At 55.9% G+C, this 23,381-nt stretch carries 20 protein-coding genes and 1 riboswitch; of the genes, 16 read left to right on the top strand and 4 right to left on the bottom strand.

Annotated elements, in window-relative coordinates; genetic code table 11:
- Positions 1 to 29: 29 nt before the first annotated feature.
- From MGLY_RS15495 to MGLY_RS15470, 6 genes are all read left to right on the top strand, one after another.
- Positions 30 to 542 carry a TRAP transporter small permease gene (locus MGLY_RS15495; protein ID WP_156275345.1) on the top strand — a complete coding sequence of 171 codons (513 nt, stop codon included), beginning with the start codon at positions 30 to 32 and terminating at the stop codon, positions 540 to 542.
- On the top strand, positions 539 to 1,813 hold the full coding sequence (locus MGLY_RS15490) for a TRAP transporter large permease (protein WP_156275343.1): 1,275 nt from the start codon (positions 539 to 541) through the stop codon (positions 1,811 to 1,813). Before MGLY_RS15495 ends, MGLY_RS15490 begins: the two co-directional genes overlap by 4 nt.
- Before the next feature lie 15 nt (positions 1,814 to 1,828).
- Complete coding sequence (locus MGLY_RS15485) at positions 1,829 to 2,878, top strand: uroporphyrinogen decarboxylase family protein (protein WP_156275341.1); 1,050 nt, start codon at positions 1,829 to 1,831, stop codon at positions 2,876 to 2,878.
- 44 nt (positions 2,879 to 2,922) lie between these two features.
- A complete protein-coding gene (locus tag MGLY_RS15480) occupies positions 2,923 to 3,975 on the top strand; it encodes a zinc-dependent dehydrogenase (protein WP_156275339.1) in 1,053 nt (350 codons plus the stop codon).
- Positions 3,976 to 3,981: 6 nt separating this feature from the next.
- A complete protein-coding gene (locus MGLY_RS15475) occupies positions 3,982 to 4,791 on the top strand; it encodes a class I fructose-bisphosphate aldolase (protein WP_156275337.1) in 810 nt (269 codons plus the stop codon).
- A 73-nt stretch (positions 4,792 to 4,864) separates the two neighbouring features.
- A complete protein-coding gene (locus MGLY_RS15470) occupies positions 4,865 to 6,409 on the top strand; it encodes a xylulokinase (RefSeq protein ID WP_156275335.1) in 1,545 nt (514 codons plus the stop codon).
- Positions 6,410 to 6,596: 187 nt separating this feature from the next.
- Here MGLY_RS15470 and MGLY_RS15465 read toward each other — a convergent pair whose 3' ends face one another.
- Positions 6,597 to 8,207, bottom strand: a complete 1,611-nt coding sequence (locus MGLY_RS15465) for an N-acyl-D-amino-acid deacylase family protein (protein WP_156275333.1) — start codon at positions 8,205 to 8,207, stop codon at positions 6,597 to 6,599.
- 196 nt (positions 8,208 to 8,403) lie between these two features.
- Here MGLY_RS15465 and MGLY_RS15460 point away from each other — a divergent pair, with 196 nt between their 5' ends.
- From MGLY_RS15460 to MGLY_RS15425, 8 genes are all read left to right on the top strand, one after another.
- The gene (locus tag MGLY_RS15460) at positions 8,404 to 9,147 is read left to right on the top strand and encodes a FadR/GntR family transcriptional regulator (protein ID WP_156275331.1); all 744 of its coding nucleotides are present in this window, start codon (positions 8,404 to 8,406) and stop codon (positions 9,145 to 9,147) included.
- A 232-nt stretch (positions 9,148 to 9,379) separates the two neighbouring features.
- Positions 9,380 to 9,495: riboswitch (SAM riboswitch) on the top strand.
- Positions 9,496 to 9,582: 87 nt separating this feature from the next.
- Entirely contained in the window at positions 9,583 to 10,869 is a 1,287-nt protein-coding gene (locus tag MGLY_RS15455) for a homocysteine synthase (protein ID WP_156275329.1), read from the top strand.
- Between the two features lies 1 nt (position 10,870).
- Entirely contained in the window at positions 10,871 to 11,995 is a 1,125-nt protein-coding gene (gene metX, locus MGLY_RS15450; protein ID WP_156275327.1) for a homoserine O-acetyltransferase MetX, read from the top strand.
- Between the two features lie 61 nt (positions 11,996 to 12,056).
- Positions 12,057 to 13,355, top strand: a complete 1,299-nt coding sequence (locus MGLY_RS15445; RefSeq protein WP_156275325.1) for a homoserine dehydrogenase — start codon at positions 12,057 to 12,059, stop codon at positions 13,353 to 13,355.
- Positions 13,352 to 14,398, top strand: a complete 1,047-nt coding sequence (thrC, locus tag MGLY_RS15440) for a threonine synthase (RefSeq protein WP_156275323.1) — start codon at positions 13,352 to 13,354, stop codon at positions 14,396 to 14,398. The genes MGLY_RS15445 and thrC overlap by 4 nt, the downstream gene beginning before the upstream one ends.
- A 76-nt stretch (positions 14,399 to 14,474) precedes the next feature.
- On the top strand, positions 14,475 to 15,365 hold the full coding sequence (thrB, locus tag MGLY_RS15435) for a homoserine kinase (protein WP_156275321.1): 891 nt from the start codon (positions 14,475 to 14,477) through the stop codon (positions 15,363 to 15,365).
- A gap of 71 nt (positions 15,366 to 15,436) precedes the next feature.
- Positions 15,437 to 16,654 (top strand): aspartate kinase, encoded by a 1,218-nt coding sequence (locus MGLY_RS15430; RefSeq protein WP_156275319.1) that lies wholly within the window; start codon positions 15,437 to 15,439, stop codon positions 16,652 to 16,654.
- Positions 16,655 to 16,722: 68 nt separating this feature from the next.
- Entirely contained in the window at positions 16,723 to 17,061 is a 339-nt protein-coding gene (locus MGLY_RS15425; RefSeq protein WP_156275317.1) for a LysM peptidoglycan-binding domain-containing protein, read from the top strand.
- A 51-nt stretch (positions 17,062 to 17,112) separates the two neighbouring features.
- Here the strand turns inward: MGLY_RS15425 and MGLY_RS15420 are convergent, their stop codons facing one another.
- Both MGLY_RS15420 and MGLY_RS15415 read right to left on the bottom strand, forming a co-directional pair.
- Positions 17,113 to 17,451 carry a P-II family nitrogen regulator gene (locus MGLY_RS15420; RefSeq protein ID WP_156275315.1) on the bottom strand — a complete coding sequence of 113 codons (339 nt, stop codon included), beginning with the start codon at positions 17,449 to 17,451 and terminating at the stop codon, positions 17,113 to 17,115.
- Positions 17,452 to 17,462: 11 nt separating this feature from the next.
- On the bottom strand, positions 17,463 to 19,103 hold the full coding sequence (locus MGLY_RS15415) for an ammonium transporter (RefSeq protein WP_156275311.1): 1,641 nt from the start codon (positions 19,101 to 19,103) through the stop codon (positions 17,463 to 17,465).
- Between the two features lie 527 nt (positions 19,104 to 19,630).
- On the opposite strand from MGLY_RS15415, the gene glnA (MGLY_RS15410) reads away from it, so the two are divergent.
- On the top strand, positions 19,631 to 21,052 hold the full coding sequence (glnA, locus tag MGLY_RS15410; protein WP_156275306.1) for a type I glutamate--ammonia ligase: 1,422 nt from the start codon (positions 19,631 to 19,633) through the stop codon (positions 21,050 to 21,052).
- 75 nt (positions 21,053 to 21,127) lie between these two features.
- Here glnA (MGLY_RS15410) and MGLY_RS15405 read toward each other — a convergent pair whose 3' ends face one another.
- The gene (locus MGLY_RS15405; RefSeq protein WP_156275304.1) at positions 21,128 to 21,766 is read right to left on the bottom strand and encodes a DUF1614 domain-containing protein; all 639 of its coding nucleotides are present in this window, start codon (positions 21,764 to 21,766) and stop codon (positions 21,128 to 21,130) included.
- 265 nt (positions 21,767 to 22,031) lie between these two features.
- On the opposite strand from MGLY_RS15405, the gene glnA (MGLY_RS15400) reads away from it, so the two are divergent.
- A complete protein-coding gene (gene glnA, locus MGLY_RS15400; protein WP_156275302.1) occupies positions 22,032 to 23,366 on the top strand; it encodes a type I glutamate--ammonia ligase in 1,335 nt (444 codons plus the stop codon).
- Positions 23,367 to 23,381: the final 15 nt, after the last annotated feature.

Below are 23,381 nucleotides of genomic sequence, written 5' to 3'. Positions count from 1 at the left end.
AAAAAATAATAAAATCGGGAGAATAAATTATGGCCAAACTATATAACCAGTTAAAGCATTTCGTTATTAAGGTTCTGGAGTACCTGATTATAATCTGCGTGGGTACTGCCATTGCCTCCGCCTTCCTCCAAGTAATATTCCGCTATGTCTTAAACAATTCGCTTACCTGGTCGGAGGAACTCACCCGGTATCTCTTCATATGGGTGGTGTTTATGGCAGCCCCGGTAGCCCTGGTCAGGAAAATGCATATGGGCGTGGATATAATCTTTAATCGCCTCCCGGGTAAAATAAAAATTTTCACGGAAGCAATCATCGAACTGTGCGTAGCCATTTTCGCCATAACTCTGGTGAATTATGGCTTTAAGCTGACAAGCATCGCCATGAACCAGCCATCTCCAGCCATGCGGATCCCTATGGGTTATGTGTACCTGGCCATTCCCTTAGGCAGTCTCTTTTTAACCTGGTTTGCCCTGGACGGTTGCCTGCAAGGCTTACGCAACCTGTTAGCACCAGTTACCCGGGAGGAGGTGTATAAAAGTTGACGCCTATAATTATTACCGTAGCTTTAGCACTAATCTTTATCGGTGTTCCGGTGGCCTTTTCCCTTGGGCTGGGTAGCCTGGCAGCCTTATTGAGTAATGGCCACCTGCCGCTGACAGTTATCCCCCAGCGCATGATGGTGAATATTGATTCCTTCTCCTTGATGGCAATTCCCTTCTTTATCCTGGCCGGGGAAGTAATGAGCACCGGCACCATGTCCCGCAGGCTGGTGAATTTCGCGACAGCTGTCGTCGGTCATTTGCGGGGCGGCCTGGGGATAGTCGACGTGGTAGCCAGCACTATTTTTGCCGGCATATCGGGATCGGCGGCTGCGGATACGGCGGCTATCGGTTCGATAATGATCCCGCCCATGATTAAAAAGGGGTATCGGCCTGGCTTTGCCGCTTCCCTGCAGGCAGCAGCAGGTTCCCTGGGGCCCATAATCCCCCCGAGCATCGTCATGATTATTTACGGCTCCATTACCGGCCTTTCCATCGCCTCCCTTTTTATGGGCGGTCTTGTCCCTGGCCTGATTATGGCGACCGGACTGGCCCTGGTAGCCTACCTCTATGCCCTGAAAAACGGCCTGGGTGCCGAACATGCCTTTTCACTAAAGCGTGTTTTCAAGGCAAGCATAGAAGCAGGTTGGGCACTGATTTTACCTTTAATTATCCTGGGGGGCATCGTCTTTGGCATCTTTACTCCTACTGAGGCTGGAGCGGTGGCCGTTGTTTACGCCTTCATTGTTGGGCTTTTTATCTACCGGGATATTAAATTTAAAGATGTGCCCCACATCCTGCTGCGCGCCGGTCTTTCTTCCGCGGTCATCCTGATTATCGTCGGCGCGGCATCGGTAGCCTCCTGGCTCCTGGCCTCAGAGCGTTTTTCCGAACACGTTGTCGGCTTTTTTACCGCTATCAGCAGCAACCGCTATGTAGTGTATCTCCTGCTGTTAGCCTTTGTTATCGCGGTGGGTATGCTGGTTGAAACCGTCGCCTCGGCTATCTTGCTGGTACCGGTACTCTTTCCGGTGGCGGCGCAACTCGGCTTTGACCCGGTCCATTTCGGCGTCGTGGTTTCCATCGCTTTAGTCTTCGCGGGCTTAACACCGCCGGTAGCCGTTATCCTGTACATTACCACGGCCATTGCTAAATGCTCCTTCGCCGAAACCTGCCGTTTCCTGTTACCGTTTTTAGCTGTATGCTTCGCCACCCTGCTCCTGGCGGCCTTTATACCGCAGCTAGTCCTGTGGGTACCATCATTGATGCGTTAAACGAGGTGTTTCGCTTTGAACAGTTACCAGGCTGCGCTAAAAGCAATTAACTTCGAAGAAGCTGCCCACGTACCCGTCGTCCTCTGGGTTGTCGGCCAGACCTATGCCCCCTTTGCCGGCATACCCGATAACGAGTATTACGCCGACCCCGATAAAATGCTGAATGCCCAGATGTATTTCTATGAGCGTTTCCCGGATGTCTTTACGGTGCCCGGCTTGTGGCCGGACCTGGGGACGATCCCGGAGCTGGGCGCCCTGGGAGCGCAGATCGAATTTCCGGCCACTGCTCCTCCCCAGGTCCGCCAGCCGGCCCTGGAGGACATCAGGAAAGTCGAGAAACTGCAGGTACCGGACCCCCGCCAAGCGGATTATACCTCCCAGGTACTGGCTTACCTGCGCTATTTCTTAAAAAACGTTCCGGCAGAACCCAGGCAAAAACATGGTTTCCTGGATGGGCACCTCTTCTGTGGCGGACCGGGAGAAATAGCCGCCCTGATGGTCGGCTATGATAAGATCTCCTTTGCCATGTTCGATTATCCCGAACTGGTGCACCAGCTTTTACGCAAGGTAACGAATTTTATTAAATCCTACCTGGCGGCCCAGATGGAGATTGTCGGCCCGGCTAAACGCCTCTGCCTGTGGGATCATTTTCCGGGGATGCTTTCCCACCAGATGTACGCCGAATTTGTTCACCCTTATCTCTACGAGGTATTTGCCTTTGTCGGCGACGCTGAGATCAAGGTCTACCACAATGAAAATAATTATCCCCATTTAATGGACCTGGTGCGGGAGATCCCGGCCAACGTCGTTCATGTAGGCGCTGCCCATGACCTGGTAGCCACCAAGAAGGTCATGGGGAAATGCGTTATGGGCAATATCCATCCCATTAAAGAACTGATCCAGGCGCCAGAAGAAGAGCTGCGCCAGAAGTGCAGAGAAATAATCCGTACAGCCGGTCCCGGCGGCGGCCTCTGGCTGTCAACGGCCGGGGGAATGGCCCCGGAAACCACGGCCGAACGGATGGCAATACTGGTGGAGGTGGCCCAAGAAATGGTATTACGCTAAAGCAATGCATGGTAGCTTAAATCGCAGCAGAGGAGTGACCCCAATTGTTGGCAGCTGTTTTACACGGTCCCAACGACCTGCGTGTGGAACATGTGAATGACCCTATAATTGGTGCCGGCGAGCTACTGGTTAAAGTCGAAGCCTGCGCCATTTGCGGTACTGATTTACGTATTGTCAAGGGTACCAAAACAAGGGGGGTGCATTACCCTTCCATTATAGGCCACGAATTTGCCGGCACCGTAGTAGATGTCGGCGAGGGGGTTACAAATTTTGCCCCCGGGGATCATGTGGCTGTTGCCCCTATCATCCCCTGCCGCAACTGCGCTTATTGCGTTAACGGGCAGGAGAATGTCTGCTTAAACCGGGTGGCCATTGGCTATGAATTTAACGGTGGTTTTGCGGAACTGGTTTGTATCCCCGCGGTAGTCCTGGATGCCGGCAACATAGTAAAAATAGACCCTGGTGTGCCCCTGGAAGCGGCGGCCCTGGCGGAACCCCTCTCCTGCTGCTTGAACGGGCAGCGCAAAGCCAGAGTAAGGCTAAACTCTAATGTGGTCATTATCGGTGCCGGGCCGATCGGACTGATGCACATCATGCTGGCCAGGGCGGCCGGGGCGGCGCAAATCATAGTCAGCGAATTATTACCCAACCGGCGGGAACGGGCCCTGGCAGCAGGGGCTGACGTGGTCATCGATCCCGGGCGGGAAAATCTGCTGGAGATCGTTAAAAATTGCACTAACGGCCTGGGTGCCGACATAGTCATCCTGGCTATCGGGGTCCCGGCCCTGGTAAATGATACTTTGCGCCTCCTGCGTAAAGGCGGCCACCTCAATTTCTTTGCCGGTATGCCGGAAGGGGCAACCAGCAGTATAGATGCTAACCTGATTCATTACAACGAGCTAAGGCTTAGCGGTACCAGCGCCTCTACGCGGCAGGATTTCTACGAGGCCCTAAATTTAATTGTAACCGGCAAAATTGCCGCCTCATCTTTAATTTCCCACCGTTTTCCTTTAAGGGAGGCCGACCAAGCCTTTGCCGTAGCCTTCGCCGGCGAAGGAGAGAAGGTAGTAATTTATCCATCACAATCAGGGAGGTAGTTTTGTATGCCGTTTTTAGGTAAAGAGGTCCGCCTGGCCAGGTTGTTTAACCAGCAGTCGGGCCGTCTGTTTACAGTAGCCTTCGATCACGGTGTTAACCGGGGCGTATTGCCCGGCATCGAAAAGGTAGGAGAAAAGATTGCCGCAGTTGTAGCCGGCGGCGTCGATGCCGTGACCCTGAACAAGGGCATTGCGGAAAAATTTTTTCCTCCTCACGCCGGTAAGGTAAGTCTGATTATGAAATCAACCGGCTTTTCTCCTTACCATAAGACCTATGATGCCTGGTACGCCGATGTGGAAGAGGCCATTCGGCTAGGGGCTGATGCCATCTCCATGGGAGTTATCCTGGGTGAAGAGCGCCAGCCGGAAATGTTGCGTCACCTGGGTCTCTTAACGAAAGAAGCGGCCAGCGCCGGCCTGCCTGTTATCGCCCATATCTACCCGGCCGGTCCGTTAATTGCCGACGACCAACGTTATTTGCCGGAAACCATTGCTTACTGCGCCCGGCTAGGGGCAGAATTGGGTGTCGATGTCGTCAAGACCTGGTATACAGGTTCCATGGAGACATTCGCTAAAGTAGTGGAAGCCTGCCCGGCGAAAGTAGTAGTAGCCGGCGGGCCCAAGATGGATAACCCGGAAGACCTCTTTGCTACCACACGGGACGCCATCCAGGCCGGGGCAGCCGGGGTAACCTACGGCCGCAATGTCTGGCAATATGCCGACCCCACCGCCATGGTCCAGGCCCTGAAGGCGATAATTCACGGCAATGGGACGCCAGCAGAAGCCATGCAGATTCTGGAAGCAGCCACCTGCTAGGGAAAAGTATCTTAACCCGGCCAGGAAAAGCATTTTTCTGGCCGGCCTTGATTAAACTAAAGCGGTGATTACCATGGTAAGGCAGGAAGACAGCCTTTTACTGGGCATAGATGTGGGAGGTAGCAGCGTCAAAGTTGCTACCTTTACGCCAGAAGGGCTTTTACGCGGATTCCAGTGTGAGGCGATTTCTATTGATTACCCTCAACCCGGCTGGGCCGAGGTCTGGCCACGGCAGTGGCTGGAAAAAATAGCCACGGTTATCCATGCCCTCTATACTAAAAATGGGATCAGGAAGGAACAGATTGCCGCCGTGGGTTTAAGCACCATGTGCCCGGCGCTGATTGCCTTTGACGCTAAAGGGCAGGTCCTGCGGCCAGCAATTTTGTATATGGATACCCGTTCCCGGGAGCAAGCCGGGTGGATGGAGCAGCAGGTTGCCATGCCGGAAGCGGTGCGCCTTACCGGCAACCGCATAGCTGCCGGGACTATTTCTGCTACTTCCATGTTATGGTTAAAGAAACATGAACCGGAGGTTTATAAAAGTACAGCCTTTTTCGGCCACGGTAACACCTACCTGGGACTGCTGTTAACGGGGAAAACGGGTATCGACCCCTCCAATGCTTCCCTTACCGGCCTGTTTACCACCGGGACGAAACTCGACTGGTCCCATGAATTATGCCGGGCTTATGAGCTTTCTATGCACAAGCTGCCACCAATTATACCTTCAACCGAGAAGCTGGGCTCTTTGCGCTCCGAGGCTGCAACAGCCCTTGACCTGCCGGAGGGCATCCCTGTAGCTATGGGCGGGGCAGATACGGCCTGCTCCGGCCTGGCCCTGGGGGTAACGGAAACGGGACAGATTTTTGAAACGGCGGGGACTTCCGATGTTTTATCCTTGTGTACTGACGACCCCAAGTTTGATGACCGCTTTCTCAACCGCTGCCACGTTGTCCCTGGCCGCTGGCTGAACATGGGGGCCATGTCGACGCCGGGGGCGGCTTTCCGCTGGGTAAGGGACCAGCTTGGTCAGGTAGAGAAATATGTAGCGGAGGCCAGCGGCCAGGATGCCTATGATATCCTGTGTAGCGAGGCGGCCCAATCCAGGCCAGGTGCCGGGGGAGTTATCTTTTTGCCCTACTTATCAGGGGAGCGTAGCCCCATCTGGGACCCACTGGCCCGCGGCGCTTTCGTTGGCTTAAATCTGGCCACTACCAGGTCCGACCTGATCCGGGCGGTGCTGGAAGCCGGGTGCTATGGCTTACGCCAGAATTTAGCCATTGCCGAAAAAATACTGGGCAAACCCATCGACAGAATTAAAGTAGTTGGAAAAGGTGTTAAAAATGACATTTGGGCGCAACTACGAGCCGATATTACTGGTAAAGAAATCCTGGCCGTTAGCTATCATGAAACTGCTGTACTGGGAGCTGCTATGCTGGGAGGAATAGCTGCTGGGATTTATAAGGATTATCAAGAGGGGGTAAAAAAGGCTACTGCCCTAGAAGGCAAAGTATGTAGGCCAGATAAAAGATATAAAGAAATTTATGATAAGGCTTTTATGATTTATAATCGATTATATCAACAACTCAAACAAGTATTTCCAGATTTTCTGGCGCTTTAAATTGGTACCTTGATAACCATTTTAATCGCCGTCACCATAGGGCTTCCTTGAGGGTAAAGACGGCATCTCTGGCTTCACAGGCCAACCCAACATGGTAGTCAATTATCGAGAGGATATAGAAAAAGCGGTCCTCTCCCGCAAAAGTAGATGCTTGATATAGACAACGATACGGTGTGGGTTATAGGTATTAAACATAAGCACCAGCAGTGTTACTGCTAGTTAGAGTAAATCCCGCCAGTTCACCGGTAAACCGGCCGTCCTGGTAGGCCACCCGGCCGTTAACGATAACCGCCGCGATACCGGCCGGCGTCTGGGCCGGTTCCTGGAATGTGGCCCGGTCGGCGACAGTCTCCGGGTCGAAGAGGACCAGGTCGGCATAAAAGCCCGTAGTTACCCGCCCCCGCCCCCGCAGGCCGAGCCTGGCCGCCGGACGGGATGTCATTTTGGCCACGGCCTCTTCCAGGGTAAGGAGCCGGCGTTCCCGCACATAGCGGCCCAGAACCCGCACAAAGGTGCCGTACAGGCGGGGATGAGTCTGGTCGCCGGAATAGATGCCATCGCTGCCGATGGTCGTCACCGGGTGGCGCAGAATCATGTCCAGGGTTTCCTCGCAGGCGTGATAGGTTTCGATGGCCAGGCTGCCGCCTTCGGTCCACAGCAGGTCCAGGAGGGCGTCAGCCGGATCGCAACGGCGCCTGGCGCCAATCTCGGCCAGGGTTAGACCTACGCAATCCGCATTCTCCCTGTGGGATACTGCGTTGATTACCAACCGATCATAGCCTAAGGATTTGACCATATTATCCCAGCCCGGCAGGCCTTCCTGCCAGGCCTTTTTTATTTCCCGGCGGGTATCCGGAGATTCCAGGCGTTCCCTGAGGGCGGCCGCACCCCCGGCAACGGCCCAGGGGGGTAGGAGGGAGGCGGCTGTAGTCGAACCGGCGATGTAGGGGTAGGCGTCCCAGGTGACGTCCTGCCCTTGCTCCCGGGCTGCCGCCAGCAGGGCCAGGGCCCGGGGTATTTTCGGCCAGTTACAGGGACCGCAGGCTTTAAGGTGAGAGATATGGACGGGAATGCCGGCCTCCCGGCCGATTTCCAGGGCTTCCTCAATAGCCTCCAGGACACCGTCCGATTCGTTACGGATGTGGCTGACATAAATGCCCCCGTACCGGCGGGCTACCCGGCAGAGGGCGATTAGCTCCTCTGTCGGGGCATAGCATCCCGGCGGGTAGAGTAGACCGCTGGACAGACCCATGGCCCCTTCCTTCATGGCCTGTTCGAGAAGGGCCGCCATGAAGTCCATCTCCGCCTTACCGGCCTGGCGGTCGGCCATACCCATGACCGCCAGGCGGATAGAACCGTGACCGGCGAAGGTAGCTACATTAACAGCCATGCCCTGGCGGGTTAGATGGGATAAGTAATCTTTTACCCCGGCAGCATGGAAACCGGGTGGAATCTCTCCCAGTACCGGGCCGGCATAGGCGGCCAGCAGGGGCAGACTCTCCTGGTGGCCGGGAACGAGGGACATGCCGCAATTGCCGATGACCTCGGTGGTGACTCCCTGGACCAGCTTGGCCCGGGCCTCCGGGTCCCGTAGGAGTTCGGCGTCAGCGTGGCTGTGAAAATCAATAAAGCCGGGGGCAACTACCAGGCCGGCAGCGTCAATGACCTTCCCGGCGGGTGTGCCATCCAACCGGCCCAGGGCGGCAATCTTTGCTCCTTGCAAACCTACATCGGCCCGAAAAGGAGGGCGACCGGTACCATCAACCACCGTGCCGCCCTTAATCAGCAAAGAAAACACACGCAAGCCATCTCCTTAAGCAGGCTTTCATCCCATCCACCAGTTATCTCTATCCATTCTAGCAGTAAATACTTGGACGTACAAGTTAGTTAAACCTGGTTTAGAAGCCGGGCAACTGGATATTTACTGCTACCCCGGGCTATGGTACAATTTATAGAGGTAAGACCACTTGTCCCAGGTACAGGAGCGATAACCATTGAGCGATAATTCAACGGAAAAACTTTTCCAGCCCATTAACCGCAATCCCAAAAGCGTTTATCACCGGGTGGTAGATGAAATCAAAAAGAGCATCTTCGAGGGGCGGATGAAGCCTGGCGACCGCCTGCCCGCCGAGCGGGAACTGGCGGAAATGCTGGGGGTGAGCCGGACTTCCGTCCGGGAAGCCTTAAAAATGCTGGCTGCCGAGGGCCTGGTAAGCATCCGTCACGGCCAGGGGGCCTTTATCAGCGAGCAGGATCCCGATGAATACTTAAAGCAGTTTGCCAGCCACCTGCCGGTGAACAGGGATACCGTTTTGCATTTATTTGAAGTGCGTAAAGTCCTGGAGCCCCAGGCGGCCCGCTGGGTGGCAGAAAGGGCCAGCCAGGCTGATATCCAGGAACTGGCCGGCATGGTTACCACCACCAGGGAACAGCTGGGACGCCTGCGCAGCGGCCGCCTCTCCCTCCTGGCCGGGCATGACAGCAATTTCCATTACCGCCTGGCCCAGGCCACCGGCAATACCGTCCTGGTGCGCTTGATGCACAGCATGCTCGATCTCCTGGCCGACAGCCGCTCGCGCAGCCTGGCCATTCCCGGCCGCGGCGAACGCTCGGTTGATGAACACTATGAGATAGTAAAAGCTTTAATCAACCGTAATGGCGATGAGGCTGCGGCAGCCATGTTACGGCACCTGGAAGACGTCGAGGAGCAGGTTGTTGCCGCCTGGCGCCAGGGATAAGGAGAGATTTAGTATTACTTTACTTTACAATAGTTCAAAAAACGGAGTGGAAGCGGCGAGAAAGTGGAGAGGGGCCGGAGGCCCCGCTTAAATATAATTTAATCTAAATGGTCTTTGGGTTCTTCCGTCCCAGGAAAATATAACCCGGGAAAATGAAAATGCCCTTGACACCAGTTGCAACAGGGTTTATAGTTTATATCAAGCTGGCTTAATTGAATACAGGAAGTAAAAACTCTTATCAAGAGTGGTGGAGGGACTGGCCCGATGAAGCCCGGCAACCCGCTATCCCGGTTTTCCGGGGGCGACAGGTGCCAATTCCTGCAGGGCATTTGCCCTGAGAGATAAGGGGGGTAAGCAAGCTCCTGCCTCTTCTTATCGGAGAGGCTTTTTTATTCCCCCGCAGCCGGCTAATTATAAAAGAGAGGGGAATTACCTATGTCCAAGCAGCAGTATCATTTTGCCACCCTGGCGGTGCACGCCGGCCAGGAACCCGACCCGGCTACAGGAGCGCGTGCCGTACCCATTTACCAGACCACTTCCTACGTTTTCCGGGATGCCGACCATGCGGCGGCCCTCTTTGCCTTAAGTGAACCCGGTAACATTTACACACGCATGATGAACCCCACCACCGAAGTTTTCGAAAAAAGGATGGCTGCCCTGGAAGGTGGTGTTGGCGCCCTGGCCACGGCATCCGGCCAGGCGGCGATCACCCTGGCTGTGGCCAATATTGCCACCGCCGGGCAGGAAATTGTGGCTTCCACCAGCCTTTACGGGGGGACCTTCACCCTGTTTAACTCTACCCTGCCCAAATTCGGCCTCAAGGTCCGTTTTGTCGATAGTGCCGACCCGGCAAATTTCCGGTCCGCCATTAATGATAACACCCGGGCCCTGTATGTAGAGATCATCGGTAACCCCAAACTGGATGTGCCGGACCTGGAAGCCATCGCGACCATCGCCCACGCTGCTGGTATACCTTTAATCGTTGATAATACCTTTGCCACGCCGTATTTATGCCAGCCCTTTGCCTTCGGAGCCGATATTGTGGTCCATTCGGCCACCAAGTTTATCGGCGGCCACGGTACCTCCATCGGCGGGGTCATTGTCGACTCCGGTAAATTCAACTGGGATAACGGCAAATTTCCCGGCCTGGTGGAGCCGGATCCCAGCTATCACGGCCTCAGTTATCTGAAAGCCTTTGGCCCGGCAGCCTATATTTTCAAGGCCCGGGTACAACTCCTGCGCGACCTGGGACCGGCTTTGAGCCCGTTCAATGCCTTCCTTTTCCTCCAGGGTCTGGAAACCCTGCCCTTACGTATGGAGCGCCACGTCCAGAATGCCCTGCAGGTTGCCCGCTGGCTGGCAGGACATCCGGCCGTAGCCTGGGTGAGTTACCCCGGCCTGCCCACCCATCCTTCTTATGAACGGGCACAAAAGTACCTGCCCCGGGGAGCAGGGGCGATCTTGACCTTTGGCATTAAAGGCGGCAGGGAAGCTGGGAAAAAATTTATCAATAGCCTGGAGCTGTTTTCCCTCCTGGCCAATGTCGGTGACGCCCGTTCGCTGGTCATCCACCCGGCCAGCACTACCCACCAGCAGTTGACGGCGGAGGAACAGCTGGCTTCCGGCGTAACCGAGGACCTGGTCCGTCTCTCCATCGGCCTGGAGGATGTCGACGACCTCATTGCCGACCTGGACCAGGCCCTGAGCAGGAGCAGGTTATAGTATGGGCGATGTCGGTATTGTTGCCACCCGGTTTTACCACTGGCCGGGAAGCCTGCAGCTAGAAAGCGGGGCCCGTTTAGGCCCCCTTACCATAGCCTATGAAACCTATGGCGAGTTGAATGCTGCCGGGGATAACGCCATCCTGGTCCTCCATGCCCTTACCGGCAGCGCCCATATTGCCGGCCGCCATTCCCCGGACGACCGGCTGCCCGGCTGGTGGGACCCCCTGGTGGGGCCGGGCAGGGCCCTGGACACCCGGCGTTATTTCGTGGTCTGCGCCAATGTCCTGGGCAGCTGTTATGGGACTACAGGACCGGCCAGCATAAACCCGGCCAGCGGCAGGTCCTATGGCCTGGATTTCCCAATAATTACCATTCGCGACATGGTGCGGGCCCAGAAAATACTGCTGGATTACCTGGGCGTCAGGCACCTGGTAGCGGCCATCGGCGGTTCCATGGGCGGCATGCAGGTGCTGGAATGGGGCTTCCTTTACCCGGAAATGGTCGGCGCCATTATTCCCATTGCCACCGGCGGCCGGACCACCCCCATGCAAATAGCCTTCAACAATGTCCAGCGCGAAGCCATCTACGCCGACCCGGACTGGCAGGGCGGCGATTATTACGGTACCCCGGGTCCCCGGCGGGGACTGGCCCTGGCCCGGCGGATCGGGACCATTACTTATAAGAGTGACCCTTCCTGGACCATGAAATTCGGCCGGACCGTGGTGGACCCGGGAAAATACTACCGGCTCGAGGGCCAGTTTGAAGTGGAAAGCTACCTGGCTTACCAGGGAAGAAAGCTGGTCCAGCGTTTTGACGCCAATGCCTATCTCTACCTGACCAAAGCTATTGATCTCCATGATGTCAGTCACCGGCGGGGAAATTATGCCGAAGTATGGCAGGATTTTCCCTGCTCCTGCCTGGGGATAGGTATAGCCAGTGACTTTCTCTTCCCACCCTACCAGGTGAAAGAGATTGTCCGGTTAATTAAGGCCGGCGGTGGCCGCGCCCGGTACCGGGAACTCAATTCTCCCTATGGTCATGACGCTTTTCTTATTGAATTTAAACAGCTGGAAGCTATTATTAAACCTTACCTGGCTGAGTTACGCCCCGACCTGTCTGGATAAAAAAGTATTGCCCAACAGGGAGGGATAAGGTAAAATTGAAAGGTACGAGGAGTGTGAGGGTGTGTCAGGACCAATAAATATCGGCCTCCTGGGCCTGGGGACCGTGGGCAGCGGCGTGGTCCGGCTGCTGCAGCAGAACGGTGCCGCCATCGCCCAGAAGCTGGGCCGGCCTCTAAAAGTCAGTCGCATCCTGGTACGGGATAGGCATCGATCCCGCCAGGTAGAAGTTAGTCCCGACTTGCTTACTACCGAGCCGGATACGATCCTGGCTGACCCGGATATTCCCATTATAGTCGAAGTGATGGGGGGTACCGGCGCGGCCCGGGAATACATCCTCAAGGCTATCAGCCGGGGTAAAAGCGTGGTAACGGCCAACAAGGATCTCCTCGCCCTTTACGGCAAGGAGCTTTTTGATGCCGCTGAGGCCAGCGGGGTTGACCTTTTCTTTGAGGCCAGTGTGGGTGGGGGTATTCCCATTATCCGCCCCTTGAAGGAATGCCTGGCCGGTAACCGTATCCGCCAGGTCATGGGCATCGTCAACGGGACCACCAATTATATCCTCACCAAGATGAGCCGGGAAGGGCGGGATTTTGCAGAAGTCCTCCAGGAAGCCCAGTCCCTGGGTTATGCCGAAGCTGATCCTGCTGCCGACATTGAAGGTGAGGATGCCGCCCGTAAAATGGCCATCCTGGCTTCCATCGCCTTTGGTACCCGCATTACTTACCCGGACGTTTACCGGGAGGGAATCAGCAATCTCACGGCCCAGGACATTAGTTACGCTGCCGACCTGGGTTATGCCGTCAAGCTCTTAGGAATTGCCCGGGAGGACGAAGAAGGAATAGAAGTACGGGTCCACCCGGCCCTGGTACCCTTAAACCATCCCCTGGCGGCAGTCAGCGATGTTTTTAATGCCATTTTCGTGGAAGGCGATGCCGTAGGGGAAACCATGTTTTACGGCCGGGGTGCCGGTTCCATGCCTACGGCCAGCGCCGTGGTGGGCGATATTATGGAAGCAGCCCGCAACATCCAGCACCAGACCCGCGGCCGCATATCCTGTACCTGTTTTTATGATAAACCCCTGAAACCCATGGGAGCCATTATTACTAAGTATTACTTACGGTTGATAGTTGTCGACCGGCCGGGGGTGCTGGCCAGTATTGCCGGCGTCTTTGGCGAGCGGGAAGTCAGCTTGGCTTCGGTCATCCAGGAGCGCATGCTGGGGGAACTGGCCGAACTGGTCCTCATTACCCACCGTGTCCGGGAGCAAAACCTGCAGGATGCCCTGCGCATCTTAACCGGTTTGCCGGTTGTTAAAGAAATAGCCTGTGTGGTGCGAGTAGAAGGAGGAGAAGGTGGTTGAGCTGGCCGGGAGTTATTCGCGCTTACCGGGAGTTCCTGCCGGTGACGGAGGCAACTCCCTTGATTACTTTACAGGAGGGCAACACCCCCCTGATAGCCGCCGGGAATCTTTCCCGGGAGCTGGGTATAAAACTCTATTTCAAGTATGAAGGGCTTAACCCCACCGGTTCCTTTAAGGACCGGGGCATGGTCATGGCGGTGGCCAAAGCCATGGAGGCCGGGTCGAAGGCCATTATGTGTGCCTCAACGGGCAATACGTCGGCTTCGGCTGCTGCCTATGCCGCCCGTTGTGGCTTAAAGTGCAGCGTTCTTATCCCGGAAGGCAACATCGCCCTGGGGAAACTGGCCCAGGCCCTTTTTTATGGCGCCAGGGTAATTGCCATCCAGGGTAATTTCGACGACGCCCTGGACCTGGTACGCCGGATTACGGCCAAACATCCTATTACCTTGGTCAATTCTCTTAACCCTTTCCGCATTGAAGGCCAGAAAACGGCCGCCTTTGAGGTTTGTGATTGGCTTGGCGAGGCGCCGGATTACCTGGCCATACCCGTAGGCAACGCCGGCAATATTACCGCTTACTGGAAAGGTTTTAACGAGTATTACCAGGCCAGTCGCAGCCATTATTTGCCAAAGATGATTGGCTTCCAGGCCGAAGGCGCGGCCCCGATAGTGCGCGGCGAAGTGGTGCCCAACCCGGAAACGGTGGCCACGGCTATCCGCATTGGTAACCCGGCCAGCTGGCAGCCGGCCGTCCGGGCGGCGAAAGAATCCGGGGGCTTTATTGACTGTGTCAGCGATGAAGAAATCCTGGCGGCCCAGCGCCTGCTGGCTACGGCCGAAGGCATCTTTGCCGAGCCGGCTTCGGCCGCTTCCCTGGCCGGGGTAATCAAGTATGTTAAAAAGGGTTATTTCCACCCCGGCGACCGGGTCGTCTGCGTCCTGACCGGTCACGGGCTGAAGGATCCTAATATAGCCATCAAGCAGGTGGCCGAGCCCATATCCCTGCCGCCTGAGGAAGCCAGGGTATTAGAAATGGTATTGTAAGCAAACAGCCATATCAAAGAGCAGGGCAGCTTAAAGGGTCTGCCCTGGAGATGGCGAAATGAAGGTTGGATAAGTTATGCCACTGGTAAGGGTGCCGGCTACTACCGCCAACCTGGGGCCGGGGTTTGACACCCTGGGGATGGCCCTGGACCTTTACGATGAACTGCTAATCGAAGCAGCTCCTGCCCTGGAGATTACCGTGACCGGTGAAGGCGAAGCAACCATACCCCGGGGACCGGAAAATATCGCTTACCGGGCCGCCCTGGCCGTCTTTGCCCGGGCCGGGCGTCCGGCGGTTAATTTGAAAATAGCCATGTATAATAGCATTCCTGTTGCCCGGGGCCTGGGCTCCAGCGCGGCGGCCCTGGCTGGAGGGTTGGTCGGGGCCAATGCCCTTCTGGGTGAACCATTAAGCCAGGACGAACTGGTAAACCTGGCTGCGGATCTGGAAGGGCACCCCGATAATGTTGCCCCGGCCATTTTAGGCGGCCTGGTGGTAGCCGCCAGGGACGGGGATAAGGTCTACTGTCGCCGCCTGGAACCACCGGCAGGGTTAATAACCGTGGTAGCCATTCCCCAGTTTACCCTGTCCACCAGGGTATCCCGGGGTGTCCTGCCGGCCAGGGTGGCTTTGAGCGATGCCGTCTTTAACCTCAGCCGGGTGGGTCTCCTCCTGGCCGCCGTCCAGGCCGGTGACCTGGAGTTAATGGGAAAAATGATGGAAGATAAACTGCACCAGCCCTACCGCCTACCCCTGGTGCCGGGAATGAATGAGGTTTTTGGCGCCGCCCGGGAGGCCGGGGCACTTGCGGTTGCTTTAAGCGGTTCCGGGCCATCGGTAATTGCCTTTTGCCGTGGCCGTAAGCCTGAGGTAGGACCGGCCATGGCAGCAGCCTTTGCCCGCCACGGGGTGGCCTGTACCGTCAAGGAACTGGCACCGTGCCGCCACGGTGCCCGGGTAATTTAGTTATCGCCAGGTGCAACGGGAATTCCGGCTTCAGACTTCCTGCCGCTGACTGCCAGTAGAGGAGGTTCTTTATGGCACTTATAGTTCAAAAATACGGCGGGACTTCCGTTAATGGGCCCGAACGGGTCAAAAATGTCGCCCGCCGGGTGGTTAACACCCGCCGGGCGGGCAATGAGGTAGTGGTCATTGTCTCGGCCCCGGGAGATATGACCGACGACCTGATCGCCATGGCCCACGAGATCAGTCCCAACCCCCCGGCCCGGGAGATGGACATGCTCCTGGCCACCGGGGAGCAGACATCCATTGCCTTGCTGGCCATGGCCATCCATGAACTGGGGGAACCGGTCATTTCCCTGACGGGTCCCCAGGTGGGCATTCTCACTGACAATGTCCACACCAAAGCCCGTATCCTGGAAGTGAGCTGTGACCGCCTGCGCCGGGAATTGGCCCAGGGCAAAATCGTCATTGTGGCCGGTTTCCAGGGCATGACCTGCGACAACGAGATCACCACCCTGGGCCGGGGAGGGTCGGACACGACGGCCGTAGCCGTAGCTGCCGCCCTGAAAGCGGATGTTTGCCAGATTTTTACCGACGTGGACGGCGTTTATACCGCCGATCCCCGTATAGTTCCGGCAGCCAGGAAACTACCTGTTATTTCCTACGACGAAATGCTGGAGCTGGCGAGCCTGGGCGCCCAGGTGTTGCAGCCCCGCTCGGTGGAGTTCGGCAAGTTAAATCATGTAGTGTTAGAGGTGCGCTCCAGCTTTAACGACAATGAAGGAACCCTGGTGAAAGAGGTGACGGAAGTGGAAAAGAAAATGGTGGTCAGCGGCGTAGCCGGTGACCGTAACGTAGCCAGGATAGCCCTCCATGATGTTCCCGACCGGCCGGGGATAGCCAAGGCCCTCTTTGTGGCCCTGGCCAGGGAAAGCATTAATGTCGATATGATCGTCCAGAGCGCCATGCGGGATGGGATAAACGATATAGCCTTTACGGTAGGACGCGATGACCTCCGCAAGGCCGTGGAGGTTACCGACAGGGTAAGGGCCGAAATCGGGGCCAGCAGGGTAACCTATAACGATAAGGTGGCCAAGGTGTCAATTGTCGGCGCCGGCATGATCACCAATCCCGGCGTGGCGGCCGACATGTTTGCCTGCCTGGCGGAGGAAGGGATTAATATTCATATGATCAGTACCTCCGAGATCAAGGTTTCCTGTATTATCGACGAGGAATACCTGGCCTGCGCCATGCAGGCCCTCCACAGCCGTTTCGGCCTGGATAAAGAATAAACCCCGGTACCTTTTTTCAGAGCCCGCGCATAAGATGCAGGAAGAAAACCTGCAAGGGGTGATTAGGCGTGGGCTTGTTTCAAGTACCCTGCCCTTCCGGCCGTTACTGGCGGGTGGAGCCGGGGGATACCCTTTATCTAATAGCCTTACGGATTGGAACCACGGTAGACGAACTGCTGCGCTTGAATCCGGGTGTTGATCCCTACAACCTGCAGGTTGGCCAGGTGCTCTGCCTGCCCCCCGAACCGCCCTGTCCTTCAGGCGTTTACTGGGAGGTGGCCCCCGGCGACACCCTGTACAGCATTGCCCGGGCCACCGGGACGACGGTAGAAAAGTTGCTGGAACTAAATCCCCATATAGATCCCTACAATCTCCAGGTGGGCCAGAAGATCTGCCTGCCGGGTTGATAAGAAAATAAAAAGGGCGGCGTGGTTAACCCTCGTCGCCCTTTTTACAACTTATATTGCCTCATCCCCTTGCTCACCGGTACGGATGCGGATGGCAGTCTCTACCGGGTAGATAAAAATCTTGCCGTCGCTGATTTCACCGGTACGGGCCTCCCGGCAAATAATCGCGACGATTTCCTCCACCCGGTTATCCAGGCTGATAATTTCCAGCTTGACCTTGGGTAACAGGTTAATGGTATAGAGATTACCGCGGTAATACTCCGTCTGGCCCCGCTGGAGACCACAACCCAGGACATGGGTTACCGTCATGCCATGGATATTGTATTTCCCCAGGGCTTCCTTCACTGCTTCCAGGCGGGAGGAGCGGATAATGGCTTCAATTTTCTTCATAAAGACCCCCTCTAATTGCGAACCGGTACTTCCTGCCGGCGGGGAGCGTAAGCAGTTTGCCTGGCAGGTGCCGGTCCCGGGCTGTAGGTGTCGTTAAAGGCCAGGAGAAAGTCAGGGTAAGCCTGGGCGCCCATTTCGGGGATGTCCAGGCCCTGTTCTTCAGCTTCGGGCTTGACGCGAATACCCATAATCTTGTCGAGAACCTTGTAAAATACATAGGAAACGCCAAAGCCCCAGATGAAGACTGCCGCCATATTGATTAGCTGGGCTACCAGCTGGCCGGGATCGCCGTAGAAGAGGCCGGTAACGCCCTGGCCAGCGACTCCCAGGTAGGTGTCAGCACCAACGCCGTTCCAGCCGGCGCCATAGGTGCCGTCGGCAAAGAGACCTACCGCCAGGAGTCCCCAGAGACCATTAACCAGGTGGACGGAAATGGCTCCTACCGGGTCGTCGATCTTGAGGACGTGATCGAAGAAGTAAACGCTCCAGACAACCAGGACGCCGGCTACGGCACCAATCAGGCAGGCTACCGGGCCATTGACAAAGGCCGCGGGAGCGGTAATGGCCACCAGGCCAGCCAGGACACCATTACACATCATGGAAGGATCGGGCTTACCCTGGCGCCACCAGGTATAGAGCATGGCGGCCAGGCCACCGACGGCTCCGGCCATCATGGTATTGACGGCCACTACCGCGATGCGCAGGTCGCCGCCGGACAGGGTACTGCCGGGGTTAAAGCCGAACCAGCCGAAGAAGAGGATGATGGTACCCAGGATGGCCATGGGAATATCATGGCCGGGCATAGCCACCGGCTTGCCGTCCCGGTATTTACCCAGGCGTGGTCCCAGGATGAGGGCCCCCGCCAGGCCGGCAGCGCCACCGATGGAATGGACTACCCCGGAACCGGCGAAATCCACGGCACCGTGACCCAGGCCCAGCTTGCTCCCCAGCTGGGCCAGCCAGCCTCCGCCCCACACCCAGTTGCCGAAGATGGGATAGAGGAACATGGCAATAAAGAAGGAACCCAGGACAACAGCACTGAATTTAACCCGTTCGGCCATGGCTCCGGTGGGGATGGTCACGGCCGTATCCATAAAGACCATCTGGAAGAGGAAAAGGGCGAAAACGCCCACATCATAGGCGTCACCGTTTAAGAAAAAACCCTTCCACCCCAGCAACCCCCAGCCGCCGGCTGTTAACTCATTGGTCAGGGGCGGAGTACCGCCCAGGTTAGCCACGGACCCCAGGCCGCCGAACATGAGGCCAAAGCCCAGGACAAAGAAGCCCACGGCGCCGACCAGGAAGACCATGAGATTCATGGCCATGGTATGGGCGGCGTTTTTGGCCCGGGTGAAGCCTGTTTCCACCAGGGCAAAACCGGCCTGCATGAAGAAGACCAGGAAACCGGCGAGGAGGGTCCAGACAAAATTAAGGCCAATCTTCAACTTTCCTGTCGCAGTTGCTATTTCTTCTAAAGTTGGCGTGCCGGCCTGGGCCGCCGGGATGTCGGCAATACCCCCGGTAGCAGCGCCGGTGGGGTCACCGGCCCAGGCGGGCAGGGCCAGGCTGAGGATAATTAAGGCGGCCAGGATTAAACAGGCGATAAGAACAGGCTTCCTGATGTTCAAATAGTGATTCCTGAGGTGTTTCATGTGGGAGCCTCCTTTTATTGGGTAAAATGATATTTCTTGGACGGCGTTGCCCACAAAGAAAAAGTGGATACATCACCTCCTAACAGCAGGGGCTCCATACTGCTCAAAATACCAGTACGGAGCCCCATTACTCCCGGGGTAAAGTAAAAGCCCCGGTACCTCGTGATACCGGGGCTCCTTTACCCCTTAATCAAACTACACCGCTTGATTTATAACTTAATTATATCGCTACCCCACCGGCTGTCAAGGGGTAAATTGGGAAATCTTTTTCTGTTAAATTGATGCTTGCCAAAAATCCAGTTGTGGTATATATTAAATAGCAAAGGGCAAGGGTGTCCTTTATCCTAAAATTAAAAGCGAACGGCGATGCATGCCAGGTGAGCAAAGACGCTCCAGGGGTAAAACCCCCATGGGGCGTTTTTCTTTTTCCTGAAGCAGGGGGAGGTGGAAGGAATAGCTTGTTCCTGGGAGGATGAAAATGGTAGTCCAGGCTATAACTTTAAAAGGAAAGGGGTTTCTCCAAGAGTATGACGGCAAAAGAAGTCCTCACCATGGCCAGGGAAAACAATGTCCAGATGGTTGACCTGAAATTTATCGACCTGCCCGGCACATGGCAGCATTTCACGGTCCCCATAGAACAGTTTGGGGAAGAGGTTTTTACCAGCGGCGTGGGTTTTGACGGTTCCAGTATCCGCGGCTTTAAAACCATCAATGAGAGCGACATGATCCTCATTCCTGACCCGGGAACAGCCTTTATCGATCCCTTTTGCGCAATCACGACATTGAGCCTGATCTGTAACGTCTATGACCCGGTTACCGGCAAGAACTACAATCGCGATCCCCGCTTTATAGCCCAGAAGGCGGAGGCCTATCTCAAAGAAACGGGTATTGCCGATACCAGTTGCTGGGGCCCGGAGGCCGAGTTTTTCATCCTCGATCACGTTCGTTTTGATCACAGCCAGTACGCCGGTTATTACTTCCTCGACTCCATCGAGGGTTTCTGGAACTCAGGGACAGAAATGAACGGCCATCCCAACCTGGGCTACCGGCCGCGATACAAGGAAGGGTATTTCCCGGTTCCCCCTACTGATACCCTGCAAAACCTGCGTACAGAAATGGTGTTACTGCTCAAAGAAATGGGCATCGCCGTGGAAGCCCACCATCATGAGGTAGCCACGGCCGGCCAGGGTGAAATTGATATGCAGTACGCTCCCCTCACCCGGATGGCCGACCAGCTGATGATGTTTAAATATGTGGTCAAAAACGTAGCCATCAAGCATAACAAAACGGCTACCTTTATGCCCAAGCCGGTGTTCCAGGATAACGGCTCGGGGATGCACGTCCACCAAAGCCTGTGGAAGGACGGCCGGCCGCTGTTCTTTGATGCCGGCGGCTACGCCGGTCTAAGCGAACTCGCCCTTTACTATATCGGCGGGTTGTTAAAGCACGCCCCGGCCCTGGCAGCCTTCTGCAGCCCCACCACCAATTCTTTCAAGCGGCTGGTGCCCGGCTTTGAAGCCCCGGTGAACCTGGTTTACTCCCAGCGCAACCGCAGCGCGGCCATCCGTATTCCCATGTATTCCAACAGCCCGAACTCCAAGAGAATCGAATACCGGCCGCCCGATCCTTCCTGCAACCCCTACCTGGCCTTTGCCGCCCTGTTAATGGCCGGTATCGACGGGATTAAAAACAAGATTCATCCGGGTGACCCCCTGGATAAAGACATCTACGATTTACCGCCGGAAGAAGCAGCCAGGATAAGCTCCCTGCCCGGATCCCTGGATGAAGCCCTTGCCGCCTTGCAAAATGACCACGAGTTTTTACTCCAGGGTGGCGTCTTTGACGAGGACCTCATCAATAGCTGGATTGAATACAAAACGAAAAAGGAAATCAGCCAGATTAAACTCCGGCCCCATCCCTACGAGTTTGTCCTGTACTACGATATTTAGGCAAGGTCTTCACCCTGCCCTGTGCCAGTAAGGGCAGGGTTTTTTGTCCCCGACAGGCAGCTTTAACTCAGTACTTTAACTTAATAAAGAAGCGGCCAGGGCCACCAGGAAAATGCCGTCAAAGACGCCGGCGCCGCCGATGCTGACCACCTGGGAGCGCAAGCTGCGGATGGCACCGAGGTTTAAAATATCGGCTCCCAGGAGGGTGCCCAGGGCGCCAGCAATGTAGGCCACCGGGGCAGTATTATGGGGAGAAACGATGATGGCGGCCAGGGCGGCGGCAATGGGCGGGATAAAGGTAGGTATGGAAATACCCACTCCCGGTACTACCCGGGCCAGAGCCTTGGCTACAATGGTAACAATAAGGGTAGCCTGCAGGGACGGCAGTAACGGCGCCCGGGTGGCCAGGAGGTAGAGGGAAAAGAGAACGGGGATCACCGCCCCGCCGACGTTAACGCACAGGAGCTGGTAGCTCACCTGGGGCGGGTAATAGAAAAAGAAGGGGAAGCGACCGAACTGGGGTTGTTCAATATAAAGGCGCCGACGAGAAATAGGGATATTTATGAGCCCGCCAATGATTGAAGCTGCAAGCAAAGTAAAAGCCCCTGCCGGTGTCAGTCCCAGCCGGGCAAAGGAGAAAACGGCTAAATTGAGGAAAAGGGAAGCCAGCAGCATGGGGATAAATAAAAAAAGGAAGAGTAGCGACCACAACATTTTATCTCACCTCAGTGGTAGTTGTACCCGGTTAACCTGGCTAATCCCTTTTATCACCGGGTCTCCGTAATTATTCTATCATAAAAAACTTGACGGCTCTACCTAGTATGATATAATAACTTCAAAAGCCGGGGAACGGTAAAATGTATAAAACGGGAGCAATGGCGTTCCCAAAGGGGTAAAGAAGCCCTCTGAAGCTATAGAAAGTAGTAGCTTGAGAGGGCTTTATGCTTTTGGGGGAAAAATTTTAACTGGAGGATTTTCGATGGTAAATGAAAAACTAACCAGGGAGGATATTCTCCAGCGGGTAAAGGAACTTAACGTCCGTTTTATCCGCCTGCAGTTTACCGACATCTTCGGTGTTTTAAAGAATGTTGCCATTACAACCAAGGAATTAGAGAAAGCCCTTGACGGCGAATTAATGTTTGACGGCTCTTCCATCCATGGTTTCGTCCGCATCGAAGAATCCGATATGTACCTGCGGCCCGACCCATCTACCTTTGCCATCTTTCCCTGGCGGCCGGCCGACGGGGCGGTAGCCAGGTTAATCTGCGATGTTTACAACCCTGACGGCACCCCCTTTGCTGGCTGTCCCCGGGGAGCGCTGAAAAAAGTCCTGGCTGAGGCGGAAGCTATGGGCTATACCATGTATGCCGGCCCCGAGGCGGAATTTTTCCTGTTCCATACCGATGGCCGTAAGCCCACCTTGGAAACCCATGACCAGGCCGGTTACTTTGACCTGTCACCGGTTGACCTGGGCGAAGACGCCCGCCGGGATATGGTCCTGGCCCTGGAAGCCATGGGCTTTGAAATCGAGGCTTCCCATCATGAGGTTGCCCCGGGCCAGCATGAGATTGACTTCAAATACGATAACGCCCTGGCCACGGCCGATAAAATTGCTACCTTTAAATTCGTTGTCCGCACCATCGCCCAGCGCCATGGCCTGCATGCCACCTTTATGCCCAAACCTGTAGCCGGCATTAACGGTTCGGGCATGCATACCCACCAGTCCCTGTTCAAAGACGGGCAGAACGCCTTTTATGATCCGGGAGATCCCTTACAGCTAAGCCAGACAGCCTATTACTATATTGGCGGCCTGATGCACCATGCCCGGGCCATGGCAGCTGTTACCAACCCGACGGTCAATTCCTACAAACGCCTGGTACCAGGTTTTGAGGCCCCGGTCTATATTGCCTGGTCCCCCCGCAATCGCAGCCCCTTGATTCGCGTGCCGGCCAAGCGCGGGGCCTCAACTAGAATAGAATTGCGCAACCCCGACCCGGCCTGCAATCCTTACCTGGCCCTGGCCGTCATGCTCAAAGCCGGCCTGGACGGGATAAAGAAGCAGATCCAGCCCCCTGCGCCTGTAGAGCGCAATATCTACGAAATGACGGCAGCCGAACGCCGCGACCTGGGTATCGGCAGCCTGCCGGGGGACCTCAAGGAAGCCCTGGAGGAGCTTTCCCGTGATAATGTAATCCGGGAAGCCCTGGGCGATCATATCTATGAACGCTTTGTCGAAGCCAAAGAAAAGGAATGGGACGAGTACCGCGTCCAGGTCCACCAGTGGGAAGTAGAGCAATACTTGACCATGTTTTGAAATCAGCATGAGGTG

The sequence above is a fragment of the Moorella glycerini genome (assembly GCF_009735625.1).
In the GTDB taxonomy this organism is placed as follows: Bacteria; Bacillota; DSM-521; order Neomoorellales; family Neomoorellaceae; genus Neomoorella; species Neomoorella glycerini.
The sequence above is the reverse complement of the archived record's forward strand: the minus strand, read 5'-3'. Positions and strand labels throughout refer to the sequence as shown.